Here is a 16211-nt window from a genome sequence, read left to right on the forward strand (position 1 = left end):
AGCACATGACAAAGCGTATATATATACCCGTTATATTATTGATGATCATTGCAACAGTAGGTTGCAAGAAATATGTTGACAAAGGACTGCCAGACACCTTTGACGACAATAATTTCTGGCGGACAGAAGACAACGTCCGCGTTTATTGCTGGTCTTTTTATGAGATGTTCCCGGGATATGGCAATGGCAACGGCACCGGTGATTTTTACTTCACCACCCTGTCTGATGACCAGGCAGCGCCCACCATCCAGCCGCTGACCATCAACATACCCACCAGCAATTCCAAATGGGACTTCTCTTACGTGCGTAAAGCCAATATTCTGCTGGAAAGGGCTGACCGCGTACAGATGGCCGATGAAGCCAAAAACCACTGGAAAGGCGTGGCCCGTTTTTTCCGTGCACTGGCCTACTACAACCTGGTGAGAGAATTTGGCGATGTTCCCTGGCTGGGACATTCCATGGACATCAGCGACAGCAACTATATCTACAAAGGCCGCGATCCCCGCACCCAGGTGATGGACAGTGTCCTCAACGATCTGGATTTCGCTATCACCAACCTCCGGGTAAAAGACCAGGACAATACCATCAACCAGTACATTGCGCTGGCACTGAAGTCACGCATATGCCTGTACGAAGGTACCTGGCGTAAATACCACACCGCCGTGGGACTGCAAGGCGCCGACAAGTTCCTGCTGGCTGCCAAAGATGCCGCTGAAAAGCTGATCGCCGGTCCGTATGTGTTGAATACAGACTACACCACCACATACAACTCCATCGACCTGTCTACCAGCAAGGAAGTGTTGTTGTACAAAAAATATCTGCCCAGCTACCTGACTCACTCCCTGATCGGCTACCTGACCAGCAGTACCACCATGTCTGGCATCAACAAAAACGCGATCGAGTCTTTCGTTTGCACCGACGGGCTGCCTATCAGCCTGTCCCCGCTCTATAAAGGCGATGACAACATTCAGAATACCCGGGCCAACAGGGACAAACGCCTGCTGCAATCCATCGACACCGTGTTGTGCTACAAAACCAACCTGGTGGCTGGCAGACAAAGCAGCACCGGCTATCGTCCGGCTAAATTCCTGAACCCGCTGGTAGCCAACGTGGTAGCGCCTTACAACGATACCGACGCTCCGCTGTTCTGGCTGGCAGAAGTGCTGCTCAACTACGCAGAAGCCGCCGCCGAACTGAACAACATGGGTAAATATACCTTCAGCCAGGCTGACCTGGACAAATCCGTGAACAAACTGCGTGCAAGGGCCGGTGTGGCCCCGCTGCAATACCTCGGCTCTGAACAGCAGGTAGGTGTGAATGGTACCGCATTCAGTGACCCGGCCAATAAAATCAATGTTTCCCCCCTGATCTGGGAAGTAAGAAGAGAAAGAAGGGTGGAACTGATGCTGGACGGTTTCCGGTATCATGACCTGATGCGCTGGTCTTTAGGCGCTAACCTGAACACAACTACCAACCCCGACATCGCCAAAGGCGCCAAAGTGCCGCCTCCTCCGGCCGGACAAACGCTTGACCGCGATGCCAACGGCTATATCCTGGTATATGCCCCTACCGTGTCCCGTGTGTTCTCCGACCCGAAAAACTACCTTCAGCCTATCCCCAGCGGACAGATTTCCCTCTATCCTGCAGGAAGGCTGACCCAGAACCCGGGCTGGTAATTTCCTCTATCGTGTGATCTGCATATGAGATAAATCGAAACAACAAAAACGCGAAAGCCCCCTGGCCAGCCATTGGTCAGGGGGCTTTTGCGTTCTATGCCTGCCGCCCGCCGCTGGTAAAAGTCTTTGGCACTTTTGCCCAAAAAATTTATACTTTGTGACCATGAGAAATATGTTACTGGCCCTTCCCCTGCTAGGGGCCTCTTTTGCTTATGCCCAACAACCTGCCAAAAAGCCGCTGGACCACTCCGTGTACGACAGCTGGCAAAATATCGGCACTAAACTGATCAGCAACGATGGACAATGGGTGGTGTATACCGTCGCCCTGCAGGAAGGAGACGGTTCCCTGGTCATCTATGACCGTAAAACAGGCCAGTCCCGGACCATTGCCCGTGGCAGCAGCCCGGTGATCACCAACGATTCCCGGCATGTGATATTCAGCATTAAACCGCTGTTTAAAGACACCCGCGAAGCCCGCATCAAAAAGAAAAAACCGGCTGAAATGCCGAAAGATTCCATGGGCATCGTTACCCTCGCCACCGGCGACCTTCAGAAACTCCCAGGCATCAAATCCTTTAAAACACCCGCCAAAGGCAGCGGATGGCTCGCATACCTGGTAGAAAAACCAGCCGCCGACAGCGCAAAAGCCAAAGGCAAAACCACTACCAAAACTGCCGATGACGACCGTGCTGATGATGATAAAAGCAGCAGCGATAAAAATGAAAATGGTACCCTCGTCATCCGTCAACTGAAAGACGGCAGCCAGGACTCCGTTAAAAACGTGGCGGAATATGTGTTCAGCAAACCAGGTAATAACCTTCTGATAGAAATCACTTCGGAGAAAAAAGACTCCCTGTCCCGCTCCGGCGTACTGCTGTGGCATACCGCCAACCGCAAGGCAGATACGCTCAGCCGCGGCTATGGCGATTACAAACAATTCGCCTTCGATGACAAGGGAGAACAGGCCGCCTATTTCGGTACACGCGACAGCGCTAAATCCCTCCAGCAGTTCTACCAGCTGTTTTATTATAAACCCGGACAGGACAGCGCCATTACCGCAGCCGATAAAAACAGCAGCGGCATTCCCTCCCGCTGGACCATCAGCTCCAACAGCCTGATCTGGTTCAGCAAAGACGGGCAACGCCTGTTCTTTGGCACCGCTCCCATCCTGCCGGTAAAAGATACCAGCATCGTGGATTTTGAAGTGGCCAAAGTAGATATCTGGAACTATAAAGATGACTACCTGCAACCCATGCAGCTCAAAAACGCAGACAAGGAACTGAAAAGGAACTATGCTGCCATATATTATCCCGGCTCCAAACGTATCCTCCAGCTGGGCGATCAGGACCTGGAGAACGTGGTCATCCCCGCAGAAGGCAATGGCCGCTACGCCCTCGGTTACACCGATAAAGGCGACCGCATTCAGCTGCAATGGATAGGCCGTACCCTCAAAACAGGCTATCTGATCAACCTGGAAGATGGTTCCCGCAAAAAAATCAAAGAGAAACTGGATGGCTTCTATTCCATCTCTCCCAATGGCCAGTATATCCTGTGGTACGACCTGGTGGACAAACAATATTCCACCTATCATAATGCCACCGGCACCGTAGTCAACATCACCAAAAACATTCCGACCAAACTGTTTGATGAAGAAGATGACCATCCCGACGTACCGGAACCATACGGCATTGCAGGATGGCTCAACAACGACAAGTTTGTATACCTCTATGACCGTTACGATATCTGGGAAGTAGATCCCACCGGCAAAAAAGCACCTGCCATGATCACCTTTGGCAAAGGCCGCCAGGAGAAAACCCGTTTCCGCGTCCTGAAGCTGGACGAAGAACAGAAGTTTTACAATCCCGGCGACCTGCTGGTGCTCAGTGCCTTCCAGGACAGCAGCAAATACAACGGTTTCTACTCCCTGCAATTACAGGCAAAAAATGAAAAGCTGCGCAGGCCGCAACAGCTGGTACTGGGCCCCAACAGCTACCTGGACCTGGTGAAAGCGAAAGACGCCAACGCATATACGTATACCCGTGCCAGTTATACAGAATCGCCCAATGTATATACCGGCGAACTGAACAAAGCGGTGAAAATCAGCAATACCAACCCGCAACAGCAGGAGTACAACTGGGGCACCGCCTCCCTGTATAAGTGGACCACCTTCACCGGCAAGCAGTCAGAAGGTATCCTCTATAAACCGGAAGACTTCGACCCCAACAAAAAATACCCGGTTATTTTCTATTTCTACGAGAAACTGACCGATGGCCTCTATAGCTATCAGGCACCCGCGCCTACGCCATCCCGGCTGAACATCTCCTTCTTTGTCAGCCGTGGTTACCTGGTGTTTGCACCGGATATCACGTATGAAAACGGTTACCCGGGCAAAAGCGCCTACGATTATATCGTGAGCGCGGCCGAAGATCTTGCCAAACAACCATGGGTAGACGGCAAAAACATGGGGATACAGGGTCAGAGCTGGGGTGGCTACCAGGTAGCTTTCCTGATCACGCAGACCAACCTTTTTAAGGCGGCATGGGCCGGAGCGCCGGTAGCCAATATGACCAGCGCCTATGGCGGCATACGTTGGGAAAGCGGTATGAACCGCCAATTCCAATACGAACATTCCCAGAGCCGCATCGGCGCCACCCTGTGGGACAAACCGGAGCTGTACATACAGAACTCTCCGCTGTTTAATCTTCCGAAAGTAAATACGCCTGTTGCCATTATGGCCAACGATGCCGACGGCGCCGTTCCCTGGTACCAGGGCATTGAAATGTTCACCGGCTTACGCCGCCTTGGCAAACCTGTATGGCTGCTGAACTACAACAACGAAGCGCATAACCTCGTACAACGCCAGAACCGTAAAGACATCCAGCGCCGCGAGCAACAGTTCTTCGACCACTTCCTGAAAGGCGCTCCTGCGCCACAGTGGCTCGAGTCCGGTGTTCCTGCCACGGAGAAAGGCATTAACTGGGGCTTTGACGTGAAATAATTCAAGGATTTTTTGATTGACGGATTTTTTGATTTCCGTGGATCACAGAGATAAAGACCGAAGCGATTAAATACCAATCGCTTCGGTCTTTTTTTCGCTTACAGCTCCCTGAATCTCCAAATTCAGACATCAAAAAATTCATAATATTTAACAAAAAACATATATTTACAATGAATAATCGCCACTTTAGCGTATGGTGTGATTTGCAGCGATAGCGATATCCACTAACACCACATTTTAGTACCTATGAACTTCCATATCTGTCATCCCGGAGATGCTTTGCGTCCGTTCGTTAAACAATTTTATTACTGGGAAGATGATTCCCGCGGCCAGATACAGTTACCGCAGCATTTATTTACGCTGGGCGACCAGTACATGGTATTTATCCCGGAAGGGACAGCGGTGATAAAGCCGGCAGACCATGCGGCCTTTACGCTGCCTTCTCATGCCGTGACCGGTCATTTTACCAGCGCCTGTCAGCTGCAGGTGAGCGGCCCGGTGCGGATGACAGTCGTGCAACTGAACGCCTATGGCTGCTACCGTATGCTGGGCATTGACGGTGAGTCTTTCACCAATTACTACCGCAACCTGGACCTGCATGAGAACGCAGTTTGGTCACAGCTGGGAAACCGCCTTCAGCAGCTTCGCGACCCGCAGGAGATCACCGCTGTGCTGAACGAGACATTTCAACAGGTATTGCAAAGTGATGCGCCCTGCCTGAAGCAGGCAGACGAGATGGCCGATTACCTCCTGGCCCGTCAGGGCAATGTGAGCGTGGAAGAACTGGCGAAGGCGTTTCAGTTGTCCCGTCCCACGCTGGAGCGGTTGTTCAACCGGGTAATAGGCATGCCGCCACAGCTATTTGCCCGCATGGTCCGTTTCCGGAATGCGTTGCAGCAAACAGATATGGCGCAGTGGCAGATGCCGGCCACGGCCTATTATAACCTGGCGATGTTCATACAGGACCATTTGCAGTTCAACGGCGAAATGCCGTCCTGGTATAATGCGCCGGCCACTATCGCGCATATGCCGGCACCGGCCATGCAACAGGTGGCAGTAGCGAGTTAGAAAAAATTGCCTACATTTAGTAACGCTCAATGTTACTGACTATGGCAACTACCATTTACCTCGTTAAAGACGGAGACTATACTGTTTCAACTGACAAATCAAGGCTGGACATCAGTGTTATACACGATTTCCTGGCAAAAGAATCATACTGGGCAAAAGATATTCCTGTCAGTGTTGTGGAAAAAACACTGGCAGGATCTTTATGTTTTGGATTATACTATCGCGACCGGCAGATAGGATTTGCCAGGCTGATCACCGATCTGGCTTCTTTCGCCTACCTGGCCGATGTGTTTGTGGTACCTGCCTACCGCGGCAAAGGTCTTTCCAAACTGCTGATGCGCGCCATACTGGAGCACCCCGAGCTGCAAACCCTGCGGAGATGGCTGCTGGTAACACAGGATGCACACGAATTATACCGGCAGTTCGGCTTCACAGAAGTGCCTAATCCGGAAAAGTTTATGCAGCGTCATAACCCGAACGCTTATACGAAATAACAGTCCGACAACTATTCTTTTTATTATATTACCCCGATAATCTGGTGCTATATGCAATATTCCGCAGCCCACTGGCGAGATCAATTAAAATTACAACCACACGTGGAAGGCGGCGCCTTTCTCGAAACATACCGTTCTGAGTGGATGCTGGACATGAGCACCCTGCCGGCCGGCATGGGTGGCAACCGGAACGCGTCTACCTGTATATATTTTTTACTGGAAGAAGGACAGTTTTCCGCTTTTCACCGCATTGCCGCTGATGAGATCTGGCACTTCTATGACGGCCAAACCCTTACCATCTATGAGATTGAGCCGGGCGGGCAGCTCCGGGCACACAAGCTGGGGCGGGATATTCAAAACGGCGAGAGCCTGCAGGTGATCATCTGCGCAGGCAACTGGTTTGCCTCCCGCGTGGAAGTGCCCGGCGGATATGCGCTCACCGGCTGTACCGTAGCACCCGGCTTCGACTTCGCCGATTTTGAGCTGGCAGACAAGGCCACCTTACAGGCTGCCTATCCACAACATGCATCGCTGATTGACAGCCTTACCCGGTAATCTAACGTTAACGATTAAACGCACATTATACTCCGGCTTTTTATTAATTTACAGCCGGACCAGGTAAGATATTGCCTGTTTTTATCAAACCATCCTCATGAAGAAGATCCTCTATATTGTTGCTTTTCTGCTACTGGCCGTGCTGCTTTTCTGGCTGGGCAAACGTTTTGGTTCCTCCAATGTCAGCGAGCAGGTGATCTCCAACAGCACTATTGTAAAGGAAATCGCCGAACTGGCCAGCCTGGACGTACAAGGCTCCGCCAGCATCAAACGCAGTAACATTGAAGACAGCGGCGGGTGGAGCGATAATCTGAAGAAGGCTTTCCTGGAAAACACCGTATGGGTCACTATCCCCTATCAGGCAAAATACGGGGTGAATATCGACGAAAAACATTTTAAGGTGGAAGTCAGCAATAAAAAGATCATTGTTCACTTGCCGGCGCCTAAGCTAATGAGCTACGAGCTGAAAGTAGACAAAATGGAAACGGCCAACCGCAAGGGCTGGCTCCTCTTCCAGGACGACGAAACCTATACTGCCGTGCAGAAAAAGCTGTACCAGACATCCCGCAGCCAGCTGGAAAATAACCAATTGTACATACAGCAATCCAAAGACAAGATCCGGAAGGTAATGGAGCAGTATTACGCCCCCTTCCTGAAAGACCATACCCTTGAAGTACAGTTTGACGGCGCCGCCACGGCCACCCCTCCGCTCAACTGATCAGACATCAGGCTGCGTTAAGGGCTATATACCGCACCAGGCTGCGTTTTGCGACCGGCAGCAGCGTCTCGTTGACCGGCAATACCAGGGGCGTTTCCACACAATATACCGCCGGGTTAGACGCCTTATTTTTCCTGAGCAGGATTGTTTTGATGTGCTCGCAAGTGTGTACCAGGTCTTTTGTGTACGCTTCCAGGTATTCCGTACGGATGCCCCGGTACTGTTCATCATGCCGTTCAAAAATGGTTAGATGATAGCTGTATACCAGCGTATCGCTGTAACGCCCGTCACACAGCAGCAGGTAACCCGATGTATTTTCCAGCGGCACCAGCCCCACTGGTGAAATCCGCAGTTTGTCCTGCACAAACTCGTAAATCTCCGTTCCGTCGCGGATCGTGTCGTTCATAGCAGACAGGGCGTATCCGATGATTTCTTCCAGTTCCTGCATCAGCTCATCATCTTCACTTACTTTTTCGTACAGCAGCATCAGTTTCTCCAGGTCGATGCCGGTCAACCGTTTGGGGAACTGTTGTTCCATCAGTTGTTTGTTTTCCCTGAAAGCCCGGAGATTGTTAAAATGGTAGATGATATCAGCCAGCTGGGGATATAGCTTGTTTTGGTTAAAGGCCCGGTGGATCTCCTGCAGGTAGGACAACAGGGTGTATTTCTTCAGTTCAAAATCAATATAGCCATCCGCAAACCAGGTTTCGCTCAGCGTTGTTCCCATAAAAAAGTGAATTTAACGGTTACTATTAATTTACGAAAAAAAGAGGACAAAACACAAGGCTCTTCCGCCGCACTTCCCGATGCGGCTTTGTCTATCGCGAATGTCATACATATGCCATGCCGTTTTATCCGGCCACCGCATCGTCAATTTATCCCGGTGCGGTGGAACGGGCAAAAGCGGCCAAAACAACAAAAAGCAGCGTAAAGCAGTAAAACCGCGGTCCAGTCAACCGAAATGACTGGCATAAAAAGGGGTGGCGAACATGATTCAGTGCCTCATTCATATGAAAAATAAAAACAATAAATAACATTATTCTATGATAAACCGCAAACTATTCCTACAAAATAAAAATGCCGTACATGCTTTACTGTAAAGGGTTTCAGCATGATTAAGCAATAACTGGCAGGTACCCGCCGGAAATATTTTTTAACCTTCACCACTTTATTGATGTTTATTTCATAACTTCAGTATATTATTTTTCATTTTTTTAATTTCAGTTATCATGAACATTTACGTAGCCAACCTGCACTATAGGTTGACCGATGAGGATCTCCATCAGATTTTCAGCGATTATGGAGAGGTTACCTCCGCTAAGGTTATCAAAGACCATGAAACAGGCCGCTCTCGTGGTTTCGGTTTTGTGGAAATGCCTAATCAGGAAGAAGGAGCCAAGGCTATGGATAGTTTAAACGGCAGCGAGATAGAAGGCAAGCAATTAATGGTAAACGAAGCAAGACCTAAACAGCCGAATAATAATTTCAAAGGTGGTGGTAATCGTGGTGGCGGAGGAGGATATGGCTCCCGTGACCGTCGTTACTAATCCCTTATTCGGGCACAAAGGAATTGAAGAGGCGCTTTCACGAGCGCCTCTTTTTATTTGGGAATTTTTTGATTTACGATTTTGGAATTTCGTGGACCATCTAAGCGAATGATTAAAGTAAGGTATAAAATAGAAGACGGGCGCGATAATATCGCGCCCGTCTTCTATTTTATATTTGCTCAGATGATTTAAGAAATTCTAAAATCGTAAATCAAAAATCCCTAAATGGTCCGTTTGGGATCGAAATTTTCGAGTTCCTGGGCCACAGCAGTCAGGAAAGTAGCGCCCAGGGAGCCATCCACGATACGGTGATCGTAGGACATGGACAGGTACATCATATGGCGGATAGCGATAGAGTCGCCCTGTTCGGTTTCCACGACCACGGGGCGTTTTTTGATAGCGCCGACAGCCAGGATGGCCACCTGCGGCTGATTGATGATGGGGGTTCCCATCAGGCTGCCGAAAGTGCCAACGTTGGTGAGGGTGAAGGTACCGGACTGCGTGTCTTCCGGTTTCAGTTTGTTCTGACGGGCAGCATTGGCCAGGCCGTTGACCTGTTTGCTGAGGCCAGTCAGGTTGAGCATGTCTGCGTTTTTAATCACGGGCACGATCAGGTTACCGGAAGGTAAGGCCGTGGCCATACCGATATTAATATCTTTTTTGATAATGATTTTATCACCGTCGAGGGAGCAGTTGATCAGCGGGAAACGTTTGATACATTTCACGATGGCTTCTATGAACAGTGGTGTGAACGTGAGTTTTTCGCCTTCTCTTTTTTCGAATTCACCTTTCATGCGATCGCGCCATTTCACCATGTTGGTCACATCGGCTTCTGCGAAGCTGGTCACGTGCGGGCTGGTTTGTTTGCTCATCACCATATGGTTGGCGATCAGTTTGCGCATGCGGTCCATTTCCACGATTTCCACGTTGCCGTTATAGGTAGGGGAAGCAACGGTAGTGGTTACTGCCGGCGTGTTACGTACAGCGGTAGCAGGAGTGGCAGCAGTTTCCGCAACAGGTGTTACGTCGGGGACTACCTTGCCTTCCTTACGGTCTGCCACATATTGCAGGATATCCTTTTTGGTCACGCGGCCATCGCTGCCGGAACCGGGAATCCTCTCCAGGTCGGCGAAGCTAACGCCTTCCTGTTGCGCAATGGTGAGCACGAGCGGGGAATAGAATCTGGCGCCGCCGGCAGCAGGTGTAGGGGCGGCCGCAGCTGCAACGGGTGCAGCAGATGGTACGGCGGCAGCGGTAAACTTAGGCTCTGAGGCCGCTACCGGTGTTTCAGGTACAGGTGCAGTATTGGCCGCTGCATCGGCATTGGTATTGATACGGGCTATCACAGTGCCCACCGGTACCACATCGTTTTCCTTGAAGAGTACTTCGGCGATCACCCCTTCTGCAATCGAGGGGACTTCGCTGTCCACTTTGTCCGTAGCAATTTCCAACACGGTTTCATCCACTTTTACGTGATCGCCCGTCTTTTTATGCCAACGCAAAATGGTGGCTTCCATGATGCTTTCTCCCATTTTTGGCATTACCAATTCTACAATGGCCATAAGATTGTTTTTAGCTTTAGTGTGGACAAAAATAAGGGAATTGTATCAATTCAGTCAGTCAGTGCTGCGGCTTATTCCAAAATGAGCTTACGCAGCTCGTTCATCGCATACACGGCGGTCATCTGGGTATTCCGTTCCCGGTCATACCGCAGATGGTACTTGATGGCTGTCATTTTCTCCCGGCTGCCAACGGCCACCCATACGGTGCCGACCGGCTTTTCCGGGGTGCCGCCGTCGGGCCCCATGATACCGGATACGGCTATGGCATAATCTGTTTCCAGCAGTTGCAGGGCGCCGGCCAGCATTTCCTTCACGGTTTCCTCACTTACCGCACCATAGGTCTGCAATGTCTCTGCTTTTACACCCAACAGCTTCATTTTCATCTCATTGGCGTAGGTAATGGCGCTGCCTTTATAATAGGCGGAACTACCGGGAACAGCTGTGATCCAGGTGGATATTTGTCCACCGGTACAGCTTTCAGCGGTGCCTACCGTCTTTCCTCTTTCTTTCAGCAGCTGCCCCAGCACCTCTCCGATGCTGATGTCCTGATCAGTGACGGTGATATCCGGCAATAACGCCATCAGTTCATGGAAATAGCCTGTCAGTTCAGCTGCGGAGGTCACTTTGTCCGCACCGAAGGCGGTAAGTCGCAGTTTCAGCAGGCTATAGCTGGGCAGGTAAGCCAGTTTGATATGTGGCGGCAGTTTTGCTTCAAAAGCTATCAGCCTTTCCGCTACAAATGATTCCCCCATACCGGAGGTGATCAGCGTACGGTGTACTACCGCAGGGGTATTAAAATGTGCCGCCAGCTGAGGCAGCACGTAACTTTCCATGATGCCTTTCATTTCGTGCGGCACACCGGGCATAGACACATAGATCTTCCCGTCTTTTTCGAACCACATGCCGGGGGCGGTGCCTCTCTCGTTGGCAATCACTGTACAGGACTCAGGCACCAGGGCCTGGGCCACATTACGTTCCAGTATCGGCAGGCCGCGGCTTTCGAAGATGTGCAGCACCCGCTGCAGTGTGGCTGCATCCTGCACCAGCCGGGTCTGGAAGTATTCGCAGAGCGTGGGTTTGGTGATATCATCGGCCGTAGGCCCCAATCCTCCGGTAATCAGTACGATATCAGACAGTTCAGCTTCTTTGGCGAGGTTGGACAGGATGTCTTCCCGTACATCGCCAATGGCTAAACGCCGATGTACCCAGATACCTAATGCATTGAGTTCCTGTGCCATCCAGGCGGAATTGGTATCAATCGTTTGTCCTATCAGCAGTTCATCACCAATGGTAATGATGCTGGCGGTTATTTTGCTCATAGTTGCAGAAATGTCAAATGGCGGACATCAAACATGATCATCCGCCATTCGTAATTATTTAAAAAAAGGTTCCAGCCGTTCTTTCAGTGCTTCCGGCAGGCCTGCTTTCTGTTTGGTTTTCACATCGATGAACACCAGTGTGGTCACGCCTACGTTGAGCAACTCCCCTTTTTCGTTGTACAGTTCACTATGAAATTGTATCCGGGAACTTTTCGGCAGTTCTTTTAATATAGTCTTCACCGTTATCAGGTCGTCATAATACGCCGGGCGAAGGTATTTTACATTTAGTTCCGCTACCGGCATGATCACGCCCTGCTCTTCCAGTTCACGATAGCTGAAGCCCAGTTCCCTGATGGCTTCCGCCCTGCCTACTTCGTAATACAGGCCGTAGTTACCGTAATAGAGATATCCCATCTGGTCCGTTTCCCCGTATCTTACCCTGATCGTCGTTATACTGCTAAACATGATTGCTTCCGATTTTTATATAAAAAGCTGGTCGTACAAAGACCGCTCCACGATTATTTGCCCAGTGCGCCATCGATGGAAAACTTACCTGGCCCGGTAAACAGGACCACCAGGAAACCGGTCAGGTACATCAACGGCAGTTCGATCTTATCGAAGTTAAAATCCAACAGGTCTGACCGGTGTACCATTCCCACGATCACTGACATGCAGATCACCAGGGGCACTGCGGCCAGCCTGGTCAGCAATCCCATCATCAGTAAAACAGAACAGAAAACTTCTGCAAAAACGGTCATCCCCAAAGAAAATTTATGCCCTACGCCCAAAGGATCAGGGAAAGAATTCATTTTGGCAGCAAAATTGATCAGTTTGGGCCATCCGTGCAATAACAACAGGCCGCCGAACATCAGCCGCAATATCAGCATGGAGAAGCTCACAGCACCGCCAGTGTAGCCGGTTGAGAATAGTTTTCTCATAACAGGTAAGGTTTTTGCGCTATAAAATTATTTGCCGCAATATAGCGCAATAGCCTTTTCCAGACAGCCGGAGTTATCCACATTGTTGGAAAACCGATCCGAAAAGAAAGGATATTACTTTTATATTTGCCTGGTTTGTGTCCCTGATACTGTTCCGATAATACCTGACGGGAAAATATTTTCCGGCAGGAATTCGTTTAAAACGCATAATTCAAGATATAACAGCTAAAGCATGCATTTCATAAGAAAAGTTTTTATTCCAGGACATCTGTACTTATCCATGCTGACTTTCGCCGGCGCAGGTATCGCAGGGATGCCCGCTGCCCATGCGCAGCAGACGCGTATTTATACCGATCCGGAAAAAGTGTTCAAAGATGCACAACAGTACTTCCAGCAGGAAAAGTACAGCGTATCCATGCAGCTTTTCAAGCAAACGATCGACAACATCGATTATTTCCATGAAACCAACCGCGACCTGGTAAAGTCCGACGCCTATTATTATTACACTGTATGCGCCCTCAAACTGGGACAGGACAATGCGGAAAAAATAGCGCTGGAATACCTTAAAATATTCAATAACAACGCCCGCGAGCAACTGGTAAGCTACCAGCTGGCCAAATATTATTTCCACCAGAACAAGTTCAAAGACGCGATACCGCTATACGAAAAAGCCAGCATCGACAACCTTTCCAACGCGGAAATAGCCGAAGCGAAGTTTGAACTGGCCTATTGCTACTTCAACGTCAAAGACTTTCAGAAAGCACAGCCCCTGTTTGCCGGCATCCGGGAAATACAGGGCAAGTACTATGTGCCGGCCAATTACTACTATGGCTTTATCTCCTACTACAACCATCAGTACGGAGAAGCGCTCAACAGCTTCCAGAAGGTGGTGGAAGATCCGAAGTACAAAAACATTGTGCCTTACTACATCGCCGAGATCTATTACTTCCAGGGCAAACATGACCAGCTGATCTCGTACACCGAGCCGCTGCTGCGCCAGGGCGGCCAGTACTACGAAGCAGAAATGAAACAGCTGCTCGGCAAAGCTTACTTCGAACGTAAAGACTATAAAAAAGCCCTGCCCCTGTTACAGGAATTCCAGGACAATGCCGACGAAGTACGCAATGAAGATATTTATCAGTTGTCTTATTCCTACTATCAGACCGGTAACCTGAACAAGGCCATCAGCGGGTTCAAACAGCTGAGCAGCTCCAAAGACTCCCTGGGACAGAACTCCATGTACCTGCTGGGCGACTGCTACCTGCGTACCGGCCAGAAAGCCAACGCCCGCAACGCCTTCGCCTTCTGCGCCAACAACAGCTCCAACGCACAGCAACAGGAAATTTCCCGTTTCAACTACGGCAAACTCTCCTATGAGCTGGGCTACCAGGACGCCGCCCTCAATGAACTGACACAGTTCGTGAAGACGTACCCGCAGTCCGCCTATAACAAAGAAGCCCGCGAAATACTCGTGAGCCTCTTCATGAATACCAACAACTATCGCGACGGTCTCGCCACCATCGAGCAGATCGGCGATAAAAACCCGACCGTACTGAAAGCGTACCAGAAAATAGCCTACGGCAGAGCCACTGAGCTGATCAACGACCAGCAGCTGGCAGAAGCCGACCGCCTCCTGGACATCGCCATCAATAACCCTTACGACGCACAGACCAAGCAGCTGGCCCAGTTCTGGAAAGCAGAAATAGCCCTGCGCCAGAATAAAACGGACAAAGCGATCACTAACCTGAACGCCTATCTGAGCAGCACGCCGCCGGTATCCGGCGAAGCCAATGCACAGACCGCCAGCTATAACCTCGGCTACAGCCTCCTCAAACAGGACAAATACGCCGAAGCACTGCCGCATTTTGAAACAGCACAGAAAGCCAGCGGCCCCAATGCCACGAGGATAGCCAACGACGCCACCCTCCGCGCTGCCGACTGTTATTATATGCTGCGCCAGTTCCCGAAAGCGCTCGCGCTGTACGACCGTGTCATCACCAACAATGATCCCGGTGCCGACTATGCCATTTACCAGAAAGCCATTATCCTTGGCCTTCAGGGCAAACAGGCAGATAAACTGGCCTTGCTGAAACAACTGGGCAACAAATTCCCAACCTCTGACTTCGGCAACCAGACAGATATGGAAATCGCCAACACGTACCTCTCCCAGGAGAAATACAATGAAGCCATTCCCTACCTGGAAAACGTACTGCAGAAACAACCTAACGGCGCCAATGCCCCAAGAGCCTTACTGAAGCTGGGCCTGTGCTACTATAACAAAGACAATGAAAACAAAGCCCTCTCCTATTACCGCCAGGTAGTAGAGAAATTCCCCGGTTCACCGGAAAGCAACGAAGCGTTGCAAAGCATCAAGTCCATCTACGTTGGCCAGGGCAAAACAGACGACTACCTTGCTTTCCTGAAGGCCAGTGGCCGTACCGTTACTGCCACCGCAGAAGACTCCCTGGCTTATGCCGCCGCAGAAGCGCGTTTTACCAACAACGACTGCTCCGGCGCCATCACCGCCTTCAACAGCTATATCCAGAAATATCCCAACGGCCAGTTTATTCTGCCCGCCCATTTCTATAAGGCTGAGTGTTCCTATAACAACAAAGACTATACGAACGCGCTGCCGGCATATGAATTTGTGTTGTCCCGCAATAACAGCCTGTACGCCGAGCGGTCAGCCCTGCAGGCGGCCAACATCAATTTCTATCAAACCAAAAACTATGATAAAGCGCGCAGCTACTACCTGCAATTACAGGACCTGGCCACCAGCAAGGAAAACAGCCTCGCCGCCACCCGTGGCCTGCTGCGCAGCAACTATCAGCTGAAACACTGGGACGAAGTAGGCAACTATGCCGAAATGCTCCTGTCTACCGCCAACATCAGCACCGATGACCAGATCATCGCACATTTTTACCTGGGCAAAGCGCAAAAACAGGCGAAACAATACGCCAACGCGCTGGCCGAGTTCAAAACCGTTGCCGGCCTGACCAAATCTGAAACCGGTGCGGAAGCCCGTTATGATATGGCTGACTGCTACCTGCAGCAGAACGACCTGGCAGCAGCTGAAAAAGCCGGTTTCGATGTGATCAAAAACACGCCTTCCTACGATGTGTGGGTGGCTAAATCATATATCCTGCTGGGTGACGTGTATTTCCGTCAGCAGGACTACTTCAACGCCAAGGCCACTTTCCAGAGCATCGCTGAAAACTGCCCCATTCCGGAGCTGAAAGCCGAAGCAAAAGAAAAGTTCGCCCAGGCAGAAGCAGCAGAAAAAGCAGCTGGTAAAAAACCTAAGAAACCGTAGCCATTTGAGAATTTTTAAATTTT

The 16211-nt window shown here is 50.4% G+C and carries 13 protein-coding genes; 8 read left to right on the top strand and 5 right to left on the bottom strand.

The window, feature by feature from the left end; all coding sequences use genetic code 11:
- Window positions 1-5: 5 nt before the first annotated feature.
- The 6 genes from HGH92_RS03640 to HGH92_RS03665 all read left to right on the top strand — a co-directional run bounded on the left by HGH92_RS03640 (window position 6) and on the right by HGH92_RS03665 (window position 7509).
- A complete protein-coding gene (locus HGH92_RS03640; protein WP_168869390.1) occupies window positions 6-1676 on the top strand; it encodes a RagB/SusD family nutrient uptake outer membrane protein in 1671 nt (556 codons plus the stop codon).
- Window positions 1677-1839: 163 nt separating this feature from the next.
- A complete protein-coding gene (locus tag HGH92_RS03645) occupies window positions 1840-4674 on the top strand; it encodes a prolyl oligopeptidase family serine peptidase (RefSeq protein ID WP_168869391.1) in 2835 nt (944 codons plus the stop codon).
- A 246-nt stretch (window positions 4675-4920) separates the two neighbouring features.
- On the top strand, window positions 4921-5742 hold the full coding sequence (locus HGH92_RS03650) for a helix-turn-helix domain-containing protein (protein ID WP_168869392.1): 822 nt from the start codon (window positions 4921-4923) through the stop codon (window positions 5740-5742).
- Between the two features lie 41 nt (window positions 5743-5783).
- Window positions 5784-6236 carry a GNAT family N-acetyltransferase gene (locus tag HGH92_RS03655; protein ID WP_168869393.1) on the top strand — a complete coding sequence of 151 codons (453 nt, stop codon included), beginning with the start codon at window positions 5784-5786 and terminating at the stop codon, window positions 6234-6236.
- A gap of 51 nt (window positions 6237-6287) precedes the next feature.
- The gene (locus HGH92_RS03660; RefSeq protein ID WP_168869394.1) at window positions 6288-6791 is read left to right on the top strand and encodes a cupin domain-containing protein; all 504 of its coding nucleotides are present in this window, start codon (window positions 6288-6290) and stop codon (window positions 6789-6791) included.
- Between the two features lie 97 nt (window positions 6792-6888).
- Window positions 6889-7509, top strand: a complete 621-nt coding sequence (locus HGH92_RS03665) for a DUF4230 domain-containing protein (protein ID WP_168869395.1) — start codon at window positions 6889-6891, stop codon at window positions 7507-7509.
- 7 nt (window positions 7510-7516) lie between these two features.
- Here the strand turns inward: HGH92_RS03665 and HGH92_RS03670 are convergent, their stop codons facing one another.
- The gene (locus HGH92_RS03670) at window positions 7517-8236 is read right to left on the bottom strand and encodes a hypothetical protein (RefSeq protein ID WP_168869396.1); all 720 of its coding nucleotides are present in this window, start codon (window positions 8234-8236) and stop codon (window positions 7517-7519) included.
- Between the two features lie 502 nt (window positions 8237-8738).
- Between HGH92_RS03670 and HGH92_RS03675 the strand changes: the two genes are divergently transcribed.
- The gene (locus HGH92_RS03675) at window positions 8739-9056 is read left to right on the top strand and encodes an RNA recognition motif domain-containing protein (RefSeq protein ID WP_078672202.1); all 318 of its coding nucleotides are present in this window, start codon (window positions 8739-8741) and stop codon (window positions 9054-9056) included.
- A gap of 221 nt (window positions 9057-9277) precedes the next feature.
- On the opposite strand, the gene HGH92_RS03680 is transcribed toward HGH92_RS03675, so the two are convergent.
- From HGH92_RS03680 to HGH92_RS03695, 4 genes are all read right to left on the bottom strand, one after another.
- The gene (locus tag HGH92_RS03680) at window positions 9278-10618 is read right to left on the bottom strand and encodes a dihydrolipoamide acetyltransferase family protein (RefSeq protein ID WP_168869397.1); all 1341 of its coding nucleotides are present in this window, start codon (window positions 10616-10618) and stop codon (window positions 9278-9280) included.
- Between the two features lie 71 nt (window positions 10619-10689).
- The gene (locus HGH92_RS03685; RefSeq protein WP_168869398.1) at window positions 10690-11937 is read right to left on the bottom strand and encodes a CinA family nicotinamide mononucleotide deamidase-related protein; all 1248 of its coding nucleotides are present in this window, start codon (window positions 11935-11937) and stop codon (window positions 10690-10692) included.
- A 54-nt stretch (window positions 11938-11991) separates the two neighbouring features.
- On the bottom strand, window positions 11992-12402 hold the full coding sequence (locus HGH92_RS03690) for an acyl-CoA thioesterase (protein ID WP_168869399.1): 411 nt from the start codon (window positions 12400-12402) through the stop codon (window positions 11992-11994).
- A 53-nt stretch (window positions 12403-12455) separates the two neighbouring features.
- Window positions 12456-12875: a DoxX family protein gene (locus HGH92_RS03695; RefSeq protein WP_168869400.1), complete on the bottom strand. Its 420-nt coding sequence runs from the start codon at window positions 12873-12875 to the stop codon at window positions 12456-12458.
- 232 nt (window positions 12876-13107) lie between these two features.
- Between HGH92_RS03695 and HGH92_RS03700 the strand changes: the two genes are divergently transcribed.
- Window positions 13108-16188, top strand: coding sequence for a tetratricopeptide repeat protein (locus HGH92_RS03700; protein WP_168869401.1), 3081 nt, complete (start codon window positions 13108-13110; stop codon window positions 16186-16188).
- The last annotated feature ends 23 nt before the right edge of the window (window positions 16189-16211 follow it).

It is taken from the genome of Chitinophaga varians, assembly GCF_012641275.1.
Taxonomy (GTDB): domain Bacteria; phylum Bacteroidota; class Bacteroidia; order Chitinophagales; family Chitinophagaceae; genus Chitinophaga; species Chitinophaga varians_A.